This window comes from Enterovibrio gelatinilyticus (assembly GCF_028683095.1).
Lineage (GTDB): Bacteria > Pseudomonadota > Gammaproteobacteria > Enterobacterales > Vibrionaceae > Enterovibrio > Enterovibrio gelatinilyticus.
Genome location: NZ_JAJUBC010000013.1, coordinates 94,393 through 109,106, shown reverse-complemented (window position 1 = coordinate 109,106; position 14,714 = coordinate 94,393). Strand labels below are relative to the sequence as shown.

Genomic DNA, 14,714 nt, shown 5'->3' with positions numbered 1-14,714 from the left:
TGATGAAAACTTGTTGTAGCAACAAGCGGTGTTTCCACAACCCTCGCTTGTTGATGTTTCCTTTGTTTGTGGCGTTTTGGCGATAGCGATATGGAGTAGCAGGATGAGAGTGGCTGAATTAGTGGATAGCAATTTGGTTCTGAAAGCTGAAGTCGATGTATCTCTTTCTGAAAATTTTTCACTTGATGTGTGTAGCTATGAATCTGGCGATCAGCTTGTTCTATTTAGCCCTAACACGGATGATGTGATGATATGTGATAGTGCAACTAGCGTCTTCTTGTCTCTGATAGAAAAGAACCTCCCTCTTGGAGCAGCATTGTCTGCTTTGTCTGTTTGCGAAGCTCAATACGCTCGACGTTTGCTTCAAGAGCTAGAGCGTATGGACATAATCAGGCTTACTGGCGTTCGTGAGAGCTAAAAAACTTCCTTCGAACGTCCACCTATCGTGTTTCTCTAAGCTGTATTCTCTCTGTACCTGCGGTATGCTAAAACGATTGTTAATTGTTGAGCGAAATCACGACCTTGCAATACATCAAAATCAAGAATGCCATCAAAGAGCAAATTCAAAGCGGTCAGTTAGCGGCTGGAGCAAAGCTTCCTTCTGAAAGAAAACTGTCTGAATCTTTCAAAACTACCCGAGTTACCTTGAGAGAATCACTTTCGCTGCTTGAAGCAGATGGTTTGATTTATCGCGAAGACAGGCGTGGTTGGTTTATTGCTCATCGTGCACTTCGTCTCGACTTGTCCGTACCTTTTGCATTTTCATCGGTAGCTCAAGCTCAGGGGCGCTCTTCTCGTACTGAGTTGGACGTTGCTGAGAGTGTGATGGGTAATAAAGAAAGCACGCAATATCTATCTCTTCCCCCCTTTACGGAAGTCTACGCGTTTGGGCGTATTCACTACCTCGATGGTAAAGCGGTGATGTATGCCCAGCACTATGTGCGAGCGGATCGGTTTCCCAACCTACTTCAGCACCCATTGGATGGAGATTTATCCTCGCTCTATCGTGAACATTGGCAGCTAATTACCACATCCTGCAAATACTCGGTGCGTTCTTCGACCTTTGACGATGATATTGCAAGCAAGATAAAAGCGACAATGGGCGCGCCCGCTTTGCGTATTTCTAAAGTGAATGTTGACGAAACAGGTGTCGCGCAAGAATACGTGGTAGAGCATTGGCGTCATAATGCAGTGACGTTGGATATGGCGATTGAATTCACATCGCTATCATAGAGAAGTGGCATCAGGCGACTCCCTGCATGATGACGTGATATAACGCTTATTTATCGCCCGACTTTAACTTTATTTGACGTTCTATCCGTTGGATCTGCTTTTGTAGCGTCGCTGCGTTAAAGGGTTTTATGACGAACCCATTGACGCCATTTTGTATGAGTTCTTTAACGCGTTCTTTATCTTGCTCGCTAGAAACAACCAGTACGGGAGTGTGTTTGAGTGTCGGGTCTGCTCGAACTTCTTTGAGCAACTCTCGTCCATCCATTTTAGGCATATTTAAATCAGTGATCAGCAGATCATAGCGATTCTTTTTGACCATTTGCAAAGCCTGCCAACCATTGGTCGCTTCCTCTAGATCAAAATAATTGATACTTCTGAGCAAATTTAGCATGACATGCCTGATGGATGTCATGTCATCCACGACCAGAATTTTCATTGATGAGAATTACCTTAAATTCAGCTGCCTGAATAAAATATAGTCTAAAGCTCAGTAACATCGAGTTGTGTTGACGATGATTTTGTCAAGAAAACGGTACTATACGGTGAGATATTATCCATTGTTGTTAGCGGAATAGGCGGATTTTAAGGCTCTGCACGGTGAGTGCTTGCTAGGACTAGTGATTAATTCTGCGAAGAATGAGTTTGCCTAAAAACGTTGACAGTAACTTTAGGCGTGTTTGGTGATTCGTTGCGTTGAAACAGATCTCGATATTGGGATTCATACACTTCTGGATGATGCTTATCTTGAACATAGCGCCGTGAAGCTCGACCTAACATCAAACGTTTATTGCTTTTCAAAAACAATTCTAAAAGTTGGTCTCGTAGCGGGTCATTATCTGCATTTGTTGACCAATAAACAGGGTGGCCTTTTTTATTGGTTGGAGATTGATGGGGCAGGCGAGTGGACGCAATGGGTAAGCCCATAGACATGGCTTCAAGCAAGGATACGTGCTGCTCCTTTGGCTGCAGGTAAACGTAGATGTCAATATGCTTGTAAAAGAGAGAGAGGTTGTTTAAATGGCCGGTGAAACTGACCTGTTTTTCAGTGACTCCTCGATTGTCGAGCTCATGTTGTAGCTTGCTTAGGTGCGGCGTGTTACCCACCACAATCAGCAACGTCTGTTGCACAAACATGGGAGATCGTAAGCACGCAGCAAAATACTCATCAAAAAAATCGACAATAACTTGCTTGCTTAGTCCGGAGACGTTTAAACCAATAGCTAAACGATGTGATGGAACAGCAACGCTGCCAATAAGGTTATCGGTGATTGAGCTTTCAACAGCGCGCAATGGCGGGCATAACTTTTGGCTGTCGATTCCATGGCGGATCAACTTGATCTTGGCGCTGGGGATCTTTGCATTTTGATTTAGCCATGCATGCGCCATGTCTGAGGGGGCGACCACGAAGTCAGATGAGTGTGAGAGCGTGCGATGCATCCATTCATGAAACCACACACTGAGCGCATTACGCGGTTTTTCTTCCTGACGATGAACATGCAGTTTTACTGGTACATTCAGCCTTTTTGCTACCCACTGCATTGGATAGAGCTTGCTGCCATAGGTCATACAAACATGAGGTTTAAGGGCAATGAGTGCATTTCTGCACTCTAGATATTGGCGGAGGTGCGAGTCTCCGACGTTTAATTCTAAACAAGAGACGTTTGCGGGTAAGTGTTTGGTAGATAATATTTTCGATCGCTTAAGTACGATTAAAGTGTGTTCAAATTCGGGTTGTCGAAACTGACGAATGTTAGAGAATACCTGATCATTCTGCATCTCGTCGGCCATGGAGTTCACGATGTGGCAGATATGAATAGGTGAAGGTTGAACTAACATTTCAGTGACTCTTTCACAAACGAAAATGGTCTATACATAGTCGCATGGTTGCGCAAGGCTACTTTTCTGAATTCAGAGACAAAAGCGAAAAAAATGGCTGAAATTAGGCGTGCTGACGTTAAACAGAGAGGCGTACCGACGTTAAGAGTGCAGGGCGTCGGTACAAATGAGTATTAAAATGGGCTAAAGGTGCTCTTTGTCTAAAGCAAGGTAAGGCTGCATGACAGCCCGATTTCGACCCGCATGTTTGGCTCTGTACAAACTCTGATCAGCAGATTCTAAAAGCTCATTAGGCTTGGTCCTACCATGTGGTTCACAAGTGACACCGCCAATACTGATAGTGATAATCCCGCTGTTTACGCTGCCTTGGTGTGAGATACACAGATCTCTGACGGTTTGGCACAATTGCCACGCAATTTTTTGCGCTTTGTCCAACTCACAGTTGGGTATTAAAACGGAAAACTCTTCGCCGCCGAACCTAGCAATGGGCGCATTCCACGTTTTAGCTACTCGGCTCATTGCGTGTGCAACACGAGACAAAACGTTATCACCTTGCAGGTGGCCGTAGATGTCGTTGTATGCTTTAAAGTGGTCGATATCGATCATCATCACCGCCACACTGGATGCGTCATCTACAGCGTTGTATAAGGCAGCACTTAACTGACGACTAAAAGGGCGACGGTTTAGTAAGTTCGTCAGTTCATCGGTTTCTGCTTCCACCCGCAGTCTTTCATTAGCCATGATGAGTTCTTCTTGTAGCTCAGTCATTGCGAAGTGGTCACGCTCGCGAATGGTCAGTTCACTGAGCATGGTGGCAAAACGTGTTAGAAGCAGACTTTTATTCTCGTTCCAATCAAGTGAGGTGTGATTGTTGGTCGCGGCGAGCAGCCCAAAGCTCTTTCGACCATCAGTGAGGGGGAACATAGCCAAGCTGTGGATGCCGACATCTTCAAGGAAATCACGCTCAGCCAACGCGTTGTCACTGAGGTTTTCAATGTCGACCACGGCGACACTTTGCGCTTCCATCAACCATCGCTTCACTTTATACATGTTGCTGAAGTCGATGGTTGGCTGATGGCTGTCTTCTGGAAACGAAGCGCGATAGCTAATCATGTCTTGTTCAAACGACAACCAGAAAATATGGTCAGATCCGAATAGCTCCGCCAATCTCGGCATGCTGCAGCGAACATCATGTTCGATATTGGTTTTGTGGCCTTTTAAGAGCCTTAGTGATAAATCGGCTAGCAATTTATTGGCGAGATTTTGCCACTCGACAGTTTGAGTGCGCGCGTTGACTTCTTCTAACAACAGCGACTTATGTTGTTTCAATGTGCGTTCACTCAGGCGTTTTTCGATAGCATCGGCGCGAATACGCATGTAAAGCTCTTGCACAGATCTTGCTAATTGACCAATTTCATCTTCATGGCGTGTTAGCGTTTTTGGGATCGCGAACTTGTTGACACGGTATAGATCAATTTTGTCGATACTATTAACGAGAGCTTTAACTGGTTTTATGTATGTTTTTCTCAGCGTGATCAGCAGTAACAATGCGATAGCTAACGCTTCGACGAGGTAGATCAGCGCAGAAGGCAAGGCATGATTGAAGGCATCGTTTTCGATTGTATCAAGTGCTAAATAGATATTGAGCTCGCCGACGCCATCCTCCGCTATTGATATTGTGTGTTCTTTATTCTGACCTTCTTGGTCTACTCGGGTCACATTGTCTGCCCAAAACTCTTCACCATTGCTTGTGACGAAGTAGACATTTGACACATAGGGCATATCAGCAAGGCTAAGCAATTGATGAAAAAGCAAAGACGTATCTTGTTTTTTCAGAGAGTAGCGAATGGTCGACAAGGTGTCTTTTGCTCTGTTTTCTAGTGCAGTGACCGTTAATGAATGGATACCGGTATAATTGAGGTGAAGTTGCACGGAAATAGAAACGACAGCGAATGTAAGGCTTAATCCAAGGACTATTGCAGTAATTTTTGACTGGATACTTTGGCGCAATGTTGAAAAAGGATTTTGCATGCACGACTCATTGTGATGAACAGAACACTGTCTTTTTGATAGTTTACCTCAAAAGGTGCCCAACTCAGTTTAAATTGATCTGCTGTTTATAGTATCAATTGAGCATTTTATCATTATCCATCAAAATGAAGGGACATTCAAAGAGTTATCTTTAATGAAAAAGCCTCATTGCGTTGAACCGTAGCGTCATGATAGCGACCTTGTGAAAGTTTTGTTCGAGAGTCACCTCAAGACGTTAACGTTCGATTTTGGTTAGGATTATTGTTCTTGCAAGACACAGATACGATGACTACCTACTTGGCTTTCTTCACCCATGTCGAGACAAGCATCTAAGTAGGTGAATTTTTGAAACTCGACACCAAGAATAAATGCGCCAAAAACCAGTACGACGACAATAACCCATCGGAAAATCTTTAATTTCATGTAATATTCTCGCCCCAAAGTTCGCCAATCATTTCGAGTGACATCAGATTATCGTGTATACCTCATCGAGTATACCCTCCCGACGAGTGCCAGTGCTCTGTGATGGATGAAGCAATCGGTTTGATCGGTGTGATAGGCAACGTCGAGGTGGCTTCAAGGCAAGATTAGGCTATAAAACTCATGGGAACGGTCGAGCCTTCGTGTTAGCAGGTTATGCTGAGCCGATAGACCCAGATCTGTAAAATTGAAAGTATAGACTGTAATGAAAACAACAATTTATTTCCGATGATTTCATGGCATCCCTACGATCTCCCTCTATACTCAAACCTTGTACACCTCGGTTTTCACATGGAAAAGAGATACAACATTGAAAACTAAAAAACGAATCAGAAAGTTCTTCCCGTTAGATTTTTATGGGGCAGACAGAGGGTGGCGTTTTGTCATTAGAGCCTATAGCACTTCAGAAGTTTTTGATGCTCTGATGTGGCGTTCTTACCTTTCTGTCCGCAGACAAGATTTCAACTTGCTGCATTTAGCCATTGAGACATTTTCCTACGAGAGTGACTACTCAGAGGGGCATGTTGCAGAAATCTCGGGTTCACATGGCGCATTAATGCGCGTCAAAATGCTAGGGCCTGTTGTTGAAGTCAGCGCACTGAATAACGCTTATTTGGAAAAGCAGCGCGAATGCGCGGAATTGTGCCCTGTGGCATAGCCAATAGCATTGGTCTATAGATGAAAAAATGCCGAGTATTTTGCTCGGCATTTTTGTGTCTGTACTGTGCCAGGTAAGTTAAAAAATCACAAACGCGACGAAGAGCTCGACACATTCTGGCTACCAGTGGGTAACCAGTAAGAGACAGTACAGGCAATGGCGAGCAGAATGCTGGAAGCCCACAAACACGCGACTAGGCCATGTTCTTGGTATATCCACCCTGATAGCAGTGTCCCAAGTAGACGGCCCATGGCATTCGCCATGTAGTAAAACCCGACGTCGAGTGATACCCCGTCTTCTCGTGCATAACTCACAATGAGATAGCTGTGAAGAGACGAATTGACTGCGAATATCCCGCCGAAAACTAGTAATCCAATCACGACGCTAAATATTGGCGCTATACCATTAGCCAGCGCCAATGCAATGAGCGCCGGTATCACGGTTAACATTCCTGCCCATATCATGGCCACGCGCCCATCGGGAACCTTACCCGATGCTTTACCCGTGATACTAGGCGCGAACCCTTGCACTATGCCATAGCCAATCACCCAGCATGCGAGAAATCCGCCGACGTACCAATGGTTCCAACCTAATTGACTTGCAAGGAACACGGGAAGTGCAACGACAAACCAAACATCTCGGGCGCCAAACAAGCACATACGCGCAGCAGACAGCACATTGATTGGTGCACTCTTTGAGAACAGTTGCGTGAATTTGGGTTTGTTCTTTGCTTGCCCAATATCGGCATGTAAGAAAAACAAACTGCTTATCCACACAATGGTCAACATGGCAGCCATCAGCCCAACCGCACCTTGAAAGCCGAACAGCGAAAGTAACGCACCACCCAGGAAAAACCCCGCGCCTTTGAGCGCATTCTTTGACCCTGTCAGCACCGCGACCCATTGATAGAGTTTGCCTTCTGCATTGGCAGGAACAAGTGTTTTGACCGCACTCTTAGCACTCATTTTATTGAGGTCTTTAGCGATACCTGACACTGCTTGTGCGGCCATGACCCATCCTACAGACAGCAATGTAGTCGGCACCAATAGCATGCCCAGCGCTAAGATTTGCAGGCCCAATCCGATGTTCATGGTGCGATTCAAGCCGATATGTGCACCTAGCCACCCACCCACGAGATTGGTGACGACACCAAACAGTTCGTAAAACAAAAACAGTAACGCGATATCAAGCGGGCTGTATCCCAAACTATGAAAGTGAAGGACAACCAGCATTCTTAAGGCACCATCAGTGAGCGTGAATGCCCAGTAGTTGCCAGTAACAATCAGGTATTGTTTCAGTTCTGACGAAAGAGACGCCAATGCCATGAATTGTTATCTCCTACTGTGTCGCTTTGTCTTTGCGACCAACCATGAGTGCGAGTTCGGCGGTACGGTTTGCATAACCCCACTCATTGTCATACCAGACGTAGAGCTTAACCTGAGTGCCGTTAATCACCATGGTGGATAGGGCGTCTATGATTCCAGAGCGAGGGTCGGTTCGGTAGTCGATCGACACCAATGGACGTTCTTCATATCCCATGATCCCTTTGAGAGCGCCGTCAGCAGCTTCTTTGAGCATCTGGTTAACTTCTTGCTCGGTTGTGGAGCGGCTGACTTCAAAAACACAGTCAGTCAACGACGCGTTGGTTAATGGAACGCGCACAGCATGACCGTTAAGCTTGCCTTTAAGCTCAGGGAAAATATGCGTAATAGCAGTTGCAGACCCCGTTGTGGTTGGAATCAGTGAACTTCCACAGGCGCGAGCACGACGAAGGTCTTTATGTGGCGCATCGATGATGGTTTGTGTGTTGGTAATGTCGTGGATGGTTGTCATTGAACCATGCACAATCCCCAATTGTTCATGGATGACCTTAACGACAGGCGCCAAGCAGTTTGTTGTACAAGATGCTGCGGTCACAATGGGGTGGTTTTCAGGGTCGTAGTCTTCGTGGTTAACGCCCATGACAACGTTAAGTACGCCATCTTCTTTGACAGGTGCAGTCACAACCACGCGTTTTACGCCTTGTGCGAGGTAAGCGTCTAGCAATGATTTGGTTTTCATTTTGCCTGATGCTTCGATAACGATGTCGCAACCCGACCAATCAGTATCTTCAATGGCGCGGTTTTGGCTGCATGTGATCACGGTATCATTGACGGTGATTTGGTTTCCGTCAGCGTGTGCTTCGTGATGCCAGCGGCCATGAACAGAGTCGAAATTGGCAAGGTGAGCAAGTGTTGCAGCATCGCCCTCTGGGTCATTGATCGCAACAAATTCTACGTCGCTTTGATCAAATGCAGCTCGAAACGTGAGGCGGCCCATTCTTCCAAATCCATTGATGCCGATTTTGATTGTCATTCTTGATCCTTACTTATCTCTCCGTGAAAACGGAATGCGATGAAAAACTAATATGCGGAAAATCATATATACGAAATAACATATGTAAAGTGAAACTTCGTTGACAGTAAATAGAAGAGTGCGAAAACCCGGAAAACTGAAGGACTGTGTGGCGAAATCCAGAGCTTGAGTCGAACAAAAAGTAGCGTATGCAGAACGGTAACACTCGCTGAGTCGCAAAAAAATAATTTAATTCGTAACAATATGTTTCCAGTGGTAACAAGACAACAAATTATTAACTCGGAATTTTGATGCTAACCCAAAGAAAAATAGATGTTTCATTGTATACAAAGGTATGAATTGGTAAAGAAATGTAGCTGACATGTAACATTTTATGTTTTAGCAACTGTCTACAAAGTGTGCAAAAATACGCATCAGCGAGCAAAAGTTGCTCAGTATGTTCATTCTTTATGGTTGTAGGAGTTGAGATGGCCTTTTTTGTGGTTATTTTTCTATCGGTTGTCGGCGGCATCCTTGCTGGTGATCATTTCCACTCGTACATGGTGGGGTTCTCACTAGCCACATTGGCGGTAGGCTGTTGTTATTGGTTGAGTTTTCGCCATACGAAATACCCGCAACTTGCTCTTCTCATGCTTATTTCGGGTTTCGCCGTCAAGATGGGCATCACCGTATTTGGTGTTATGTGGAGTGTTGAAAGAGAATTGCTCACATCGCCTTTTATTTTTGCATTGTCATACTTGTTCTTCTCTTTGGTCGCCACGTATGGCTACTTCAAGTACAGAGAATACATGGGCAAGCGAATTGACGCAGTGAAGGCGAAACTGCAATCAAACGAAGGCTAATGCTGGTAAATCTATAAAACCGTTTCGATGAAAACAGAAGGTGGCTATGCCACCTTTTTTGTTTTCAACCTTAAACCACACTCTTCTGCTGCCGGTTAACTGTTTCTGCGTAACGATGTTTCTGCGTAACCATGTTACGTGTTTGATAGCCGTATCAATTTCCCGTTCTATTTCTGTTGTTTGATCTTCTTTTCGCTTTCCTAAACATCCATCACCGGGTTTGTCGAGTTGCATTGACGTAGGACTCACAGAATTTGGTGTAACACACTGCACCCTCGGTCTCTTTACTACAATACATAGTACTAATAAATAAAATAAATTTTCGAGGAAGCATGTCGAAGAGAAACCTAAATCTCACTCTCTTTGCTTTGTGCATATCCATGCTGACGATTTCGTTGGGCTATACCGTTAAGCAGACTGACTACATTGAAAAGCTAAATGAAGATTGGCACATAGAGTCACAAGAACAGGTGAATGTGGCACTCGAGCTGGCGGCGCTAGAGCGCGCATTTGGCTATTTAGGTTTTATTCATCATTTTAAAAATTATGTTTTGAGAAGAACGGACTACTACTACATTGAGGCGACTGAGAGCTATTGGAAGGCCAATGATGCCTTGTTGAATTTGTTTCTTGCTGATCTGTCTGAAACCCACATGAAAGATCTCATTGTTGTCCAAAGCACATTGAATGAGTACTTTCAAATGCTGAACCTAATCTATGTGGAGTATAAGTATGAACCTGCCGTTGAAGTGGACAAACTCGTTAAGGTTGATGACAACGAATCTCGAAAAGCACTGACACGTCTTCGTGCGGACTTAGAAACAAAAGTCTCTTTGAAATACACCTCAATTAATGAAAGTAATCAGAAAAATCAGTTCTGGCTTTATGTGTCTTCATCATTCCCTTTGGTCGTGATCCTTGCTCTAGCACTTTCGGTTTCTATTATCGCTCGGCGTTTTTTCTATCGGTTACAAGAGACAGATGCAATTTTTAACTCATCTCCAGATGGGTGCATATACGTAGACGATCAAGGCCGTATCTTGCGAACGAACCATGCTGTAACAACAATTTTTGGTTACAACGAGAAAGAGCTAATGGGAATGGAAATTGAAAGCTTGATGGACGAATCTTTACGCGAAGCTCATGTAAAATATCGAGAAGATTTTTCAGAGGCTGTTCGAATGAGGCGAATGTCAAACTCATCAACTGAAGTGACAGGGCTGTCAAAGTCGGGTGACACCATGCCTCTATCCGTGACGATTGCGTCTTTTCAGCACAATAAAACGCATCGAAATATTGCGATAGTTCGCGACTTATCACATCACAAGAAACTTGAAAAAGAGTCTCAATACGACCTTTTAACGAATCTGCGAAATCGCCGCTCGATGGAGCAGTTGTTTGGTGTCGAAGTGAAACGTGCCAAGCGATATGGGCGAAACCTTTCAGTGTTACTCATCGATATTGATCATTTTAAAGAGCTAAATGACAGTGAAGGTCACACAGCCGGTGATGAAGGGTTGGTAATGACAGCAGATCACCTCCGCAATGTCTTTCGCAAGGTGGATCATATTGGCCGATGGGGAGGCGATGAATTCATGGTTGTCTGTCCAGAATTGAGCGCAGAAGAAGCAGAGTGTCTCGCGGACCGTGTGTGTATGAGCTTCTCTAAATTGCCATATTCGTGGGATTGCCGGATCACAATGAGCATTGGCATCGCTTCTATGTCGCCCAATCGTGCTTCAGGCTCCGTGGAAACCTTGTTCAAAGAAGCGGATAAAGCGCTGTACGCTGCAAAAGCGCAAGGGCGAAACCGACAGCAACATTTCAGATCATTGCGGCGGCCCAAATTGGTCAACTAGCCCATTTGGGATAGCCAGGATGTGTTGTGGCGCGTTGCAAAGTTCGAGAATAGCGAGGTTATTGTGATTCCATTCGATATGGCAGGTGTGCCTTGGCATCTTCTAGGTATTGCTGAATAAGGTGATGTTCTCGCTGTAAGTAGTCGCCGATCGCTTGATGAAAGCCTTGGTGTTCTAAGTGGTGGGCTGAGTAGGTGAGTATGGGTTCAAACCCACGCATAAGTTTGTGTTCACCCTGAGCACCCGCATCGAAACGGTGAAGACCATGCTTAATGCAGTATTCGATACCTTGGTAGTAGCAAAGCTCGAAATGAAGATTTTCGTATTCTGCTAGACATCCCCAGTAGCGCCCATAAAGAGTGTGTGTCGATTTGAAATACAGTGCGCCAGCAACCGGTTCATCGTCAATAAATGCCAGAGCTAATACAAGGTTGTCTGTTAAAGAGGCACCCAATTGCTCAAAAAACGCCTGATTTAGATAGCCAGTGTGCCCCGAACGTTTCAAATATGTTCGCTGATAAAAACGGTAGAAGGTTTGCCAATCTGATGGACAAATATCATCACCTTCACGTATCTCAACGTTAACGTTTTGCACCGAAATACTCTTGCGTTCCTTACGAATATTCTTCCTTCGGCGTGATGTCAACGTGGCGAGAAAATTGTCGAACGTTTCGTAACCTCGATTGAACCAATGAAACTGAACGGCACGCCGTTCCATATACCCGTAATGGGTTATTGAAGAGAGTGACGTTTCGGTCGGGAATAATATGTGAGTGCCTGAACAGCCCAACTGATTGGCGAGAGAGCGCATGCCACCGAGCAGGTAGGCTCTCACTGCACGTTGGTCATGTGTTGGTGAAACAAAAAGACGCTCACCGGAAGCAGGAGTAAACGGAATCGCACAGACCAACTTTGGGTAGTATTCAATACCCGCATCTTCATAAGCTTCAGCCCACGACCAATCAAACACATATTCGCCATAAGGGTGAGTTTTCAAGAAGCAAGGCATTGCGCCAACAAGGTGGTTTCGATGGTAAACCGCTAGATACTGAGGTAGCCAACCGCTTTTTCGACCAATGACTTCACTCTTTTCTAGGGTGGTAAAAAATGCATAACGAGCAAACGGATAATCATCCGGTAGAAGCGCATTCCATTCGTCCTCTGCAATCGCTGTGATAGAAGAGACTACGTGGCATGTTAATTCGTCTGTTTCGTTTTGCTGCTTACTCATTCCGTTTTTCGTGTCCTTCGCTTTAAACCGTCAGCATTTCCTACTCGCATCTTGATTGAGCCTTGGTTAAATAACAACCCACAGAATTGAGGGGTATATACCCCAGCGAGGTACAAAATACCGATGGCGGGAGCAAAAGCAATGCAATATGCCAGATTGACAGTGTGGTGATATTTAATACTGGTTTATCAGTCTTTATTGGTGTTTTGGGCTTGATGTTTGTCTTTGGTGTGGCATAAGATTTCATTAACAATCTGATAACAGGTTGGGTTCTGCTACGGTTAACAGGGAATGAAAGATGCAAAATAAATTTCTGATCGAAGCTTTCCAAACACCAGAAGAAGTATCGTCAACGTTACTTCCTTACTTTGCCAAACTGAGTGAAGACCCGTATGTCGACAGTAACGTACGCTTTAGAAGCTACGCGCGCTTTACGTTAAACGACAGGGGCGAAATAACACGCTTACCTCATCAATCATTTATGCAGTCTTCAGATGTTAATCGGGTGGTGGGGGATGTTGAACGTCACTTTGCACCGATGGATGATGACATGGTGGCACTTCCTGAATTTGTTCACCTATTGCGCTCGTTCGCATCTGCAACAGGTTTGGATCACGCCAGTGGCGATATTGATGTGCACCAAATTCGAGTGACCTGCTCAGCGCAAGACACCAGTGCCCCCGCGCCAGAGGGCATTCATCAAGACGGATTTCGTTTTGTGGGTATTTTCTGTGTTCAGCGCCAAAATATCGCGGGTGGATTCACTCAAATCTATACCTCGCCCGTTGAGCAACACCCACACCTCAATACCGTACTCGAGCCTAATCAATTCGTGATCCTCGATGATCAGCGATACTACCACCACATATCAGAAACGCTGTCGAGCGAAGCCGGCGAGGAGGGCGTGCGTGATGTCTTCGTTTTCACCGCTTAATCAAGACAATGTAGAGCAGCTGCGGGCAATGTTTCCCGCGTTGAAACGAACCGTTAACGGCGTGTCGCCAGTATACCTAGATGGCCCTGGTGGCACTCAGCTTCCAGATTCGGTGATTGATGCATTTGGACATTACCTTCGCAGTGGAAACTCAAATTTAGGTGGCAAGTTTCTCGTCAGTCAGGAAACGGTATCGTTGGTGGATCGTGCTCGTGCTAGTGCGGCTGCGCTGGTGGGGGCCTCTTCGACAGAGGGTATTTTCTTTGGCGCAAACATGACGTCGGTAACCTTCTCTTTTAGCCGAGCACTAAGCCAAGAGTGGCAAAGCGGGGATGAAGTGATTGTCTCTGTGGCTGATCATGGTGCGAACCGATCAAGCTGGGTCATGGCAGCACAAGACCGAGGCGTGACGGTGCATTATCTTCCCGTAATCGATGATTCCAGTGCGTTAGATTTAGATGCGTTGGCAGCCTTACTGAATAGCCGAACGCGGCTGGTGGCTGTGACCGCTGCCAGCAATATCACTGGCACCATGACTGATTTGGAAACGGTGATTGCAATGAGCCACGACGTGGGCGCGAAAGTATTTGTGGATGCGGTACATTTACTGCCGCACCAACTGGTTGATGTACACGCATTGGATGTCGATTTTCTTGCAGGCTCTGCGTACAAATTCTATGGCCCACATCTTGGTTTTCTGTACGGTAAGCAGGAGTGGCTCTCGTCAATTCCCCCTTATAAAGTTGAGCCTGCGCCAACCGTTACGCCAAACTGTTGGGAAACCGGCACACTGAATTTTGAAGCGCTAAGTGCATTTGTTGCAGCTGTGGATTATTTAGCCTCGCTGGGCGATGGTGGAACACTTCGTGAACGATTGGCTTCGGGATATGACAACATTCATCAGTATGAAATGACGTTATCCGCTTATTTCTTAGCGCAGTTACAGCGGCTGGAAAATGTGCAGTTGTATGGTGTCGAACAGGTAAAAGGGCGCACGGCGACGTTTGCTCTGAGATTCGGTGACATAGACCCAACGATGGTTGCAGAAGCGCTAGGCAAGCGACAAATCTATGTTTGGAGCGGTCATCTCTACGCCGATAAACTCACTGACGCGTTTGGTGTGACTGCGAAAGGCGGCATCTTGCGTGTGGGCTTGATGCATTACAATACGATAGAAGAGATCGATGTTTTCTTCGATGCACTAAAAGAGGTTTTATCAACACAGTCCTAACAACCAGTAAGTTGTAATGCGTTC

General features: G+C 45.4%; 15 protein-coding genes. 7 read left to right on the top strand and 8 right to left on the bottom strand.

Going from position 1 to position 14,714, the window contains the following annotated elements; translation table 11 throughout:
• The first annotated feature begins 103 nt into the window (after positions 1 to 103).
• Positions 104 to 418 (top strand): hypothetical protein, encoded by a 315-nt coding sequence (locus LRP50_RS12960; RefSeq protein ID WP_274164886.1) that lies wholly within the window; start codon positions 104 to 106, stop codon positions 416 to 418.
• A gap of 83 nt (positions 419 to 501) precedes the next feature.
• Positions 502 to 1,233 carry a UTRA domain-containing protein gene (locus tag LRP50_RS12955; protein ID WP_274164885.1) on the top strand — a complete coding sequence of 244 codons (732 nt, stop codon included), beginning with the start codon at positions 502 to 504 and terminating at the stop codon, positions 1,231 to 1,233.
• 46 nt (positions 1,234 to 1,279) lie between these two features.
• Here LRP50_RS12955 and LRP50_RS12950 read toward each other — a convergent pair whose 3' ends face one another.
• The 4 genes from LRP50_RS12950 to LRP50_RS12935 all read right to left on the bottom strand — a co-directional run bounded on the left by LRP50_RS12950 (position 1,280) and on the right by LRP50_RS12935 (position 5,523).
• Positions 1,280 to 1,669, bottom strand: a complete 390-nt coding sequence (locus LRP50_RS12950; protein WP_274164884.1) for a response regulator — start codon at positions 1,667 to 1,669, stop codon at positions 1,280 to 1,282.
• A 185-nt stretch (positions 1,670 to 1,854) separates the two neighbouring features.
• A complete protein-coding gene (locus tag LRP50_RS12945) occupies positions 1,855 to 3,069 on the bottom strand; it encodes a glycosyltransferase family 4 protein (RefSeq protein WP_274164883.1) in 1,215 nt (404 codons plus the stop codon).
• A gap of 183 nt (positions 3,070 to 3,252) precedes the next feature.
• Positions 3,253 to 5,100, bottom strand: coding sequence for a GGDEF domain-containing protein (locus LRP50_RS12940; RefSeq protein ID WP_274164882.1), 1,848 nt, complete (start codon positions 5,098 to 5,100; stop codon positions 3,253 to 3,255).
• Positions 5,101 to 5,358: 258 nt separating this feature from the next.
• Positions 5,359 to 5,523: a hypothetical protein gene (locus LRP50_RS12935; RefSeq protein ID WP_274164881.1), complete on the bottom strand. Its 165-nt coding sequence runs from the start codon at positions 5,521 to 5,523 to the stop codon at positions 5,359 to 5,361.
• A gap of 367 nt (positions 5,524 to 5,890) precedes the next feature.
• Here LRP50_RS12935 and LRP50_RS12930 point away from each other — a divergent pair, with 367 nt between their 5' ends.
• Complete coding sequence (locus LRP50_RS12930) at positions 5,891 to 6,238, top strand: hypothetical protein (protein WP_274164880.1); 348 nt, start codon at positions 5,891 to 5,893, stop codon at positions 6,236 to 6,238.
• 86 nt (positions 6,239 to 6,324) lie between these two features.
• Here LRP50_RS12930 and arsJ read toward each other — a convergent pair whose 3' ends face one another.
• Both arsJ and LRP50_RS12920 read right to left on the bottom strand, forming a co-directional pair.
• Positions 6,325 to 7,563, bottom strand: a complete 1,239-nt coding sequence (gene arsJ / locus LRP50_RS12925) for an organoarsenical effux MFS transporter ArsJ (RefSeq protein ID WP_274164879.1) — start codon at positions 7,561 to 7,563, stop codon at positions 6,325 to 6,327.
• Between the two features lie 13 nt (positions 7,564 to 7,576).
• Positions 7,577 to 8,593 (bottom strand): ArsJ-associated glyceraldehyde-3-phosphate dehydrogenase, encoded by a 1,017-nt coding sequence (locus LRP50_RS12920; protein WP_274164878.1) that lies wholly within the window; start codon positions 8,591 to 8,593, stop codon positions 7,577 to 7,579.
• A gap of 467 nt (positions 8,594 to 9,060) precedes the next feature.
• Here LRP50_RS12920 and LRP50_RS12915 point away from each other — a divergent pair, with 467 nt between their 5' ends.
• Positions 9,061 to 9,435 carry an NADH:ubiquinone oxidoreductase gene (locus LRP50_RS12915; RefSeq protein ID WP_274164877.1) on the top strand — a complete coding sequence of 125 codons (375 nt, stop codon included), beginning with the start codon at positions 9,061 to 9,063 and terminating at the stop codon, positions 9,433 to 9,435.
• Here LRP50_RS12915 and LRP50_RS12910 read toward each other — a convergent pair.
• Positions 9,421 to 9,669, bottom strand: a complete 249-nt coding sequence (locus LRP50_RS12910; RefSeq protein WP_274164876.1) for a hypothetical protein — start codon at positions 9,667 to 9,669, stop codon at positions 9,421 to 9,423. The genes LRP50_RS12915 and LRP50_RS12910 overlap by 15 nt on opposite strands.
• 98 nt (positions 9,670 to 9,767) lie before the next feature.
• Here LRP50_RS12910 and LRP50_RS12905 point away from each other — a divergent pair, with 98 nt between their 5' ends.
• Entirely contained in the window at positions 9,768 to 11,294 is a 1,527-nt protein-coding gene (locus LRP50_RS12905) for a sensor domain-containing diguanylate cyclase (RefSeq protein WP_274164875.1), read from the top strand.
• 58 nt (positions 11,295 to 11,352) lie between these two features.
• Here LRP50_RS12905 and LRP50_RS12900 read toward each other — a convergent pair whose 3' ends face one another.
• Positions 11,353 to 12,525, bottom strand: coding sequence for a GNAT family N-acetyltransferase (locus tag LRP50_RS12900; RefSeq protein WP_274164874.1), 1,173 nt, complete (start codon positions 12,523 to 12,525; stop codon positions 11,353 to 11,355).
• Between the two features lie 298 nt (positions 12,526 to 12,823).
• On the opposite strand from LRP50_RS12900, the gene LRP50_RS12895 reads away from it, so the two are divergent.
• Both LRP50_RS12895 and LRP50_RS12890 read left to right on the top strand, forming a co-directional pair.
• Entirely contained in the window at positions 12,824 to 13,459 is a 636-nt protein-coding gene (locus LRP50_RS12895; RefSeq protein ID WP_274164873.1) for a 2OG-Fe dioxygenase family protein, read from the top strand.
• Complete coding sequence (locus LRP50_RS12890; protein WP_274164872.1) at positions 13,437 to 14,690, top strand: cysteine desulfurase-like protein; 1,254 nt, start codon at positions 13,437 to 13,439, stop codon at positions 14,688 to 14,690. Before LRP50_RS12895 ends, LRP50_RS12890 begins: the two co-directional genes overlap by 23 nt.
• Positions 14,691 to 14,714: the final 24 nt, after the last annotated feature.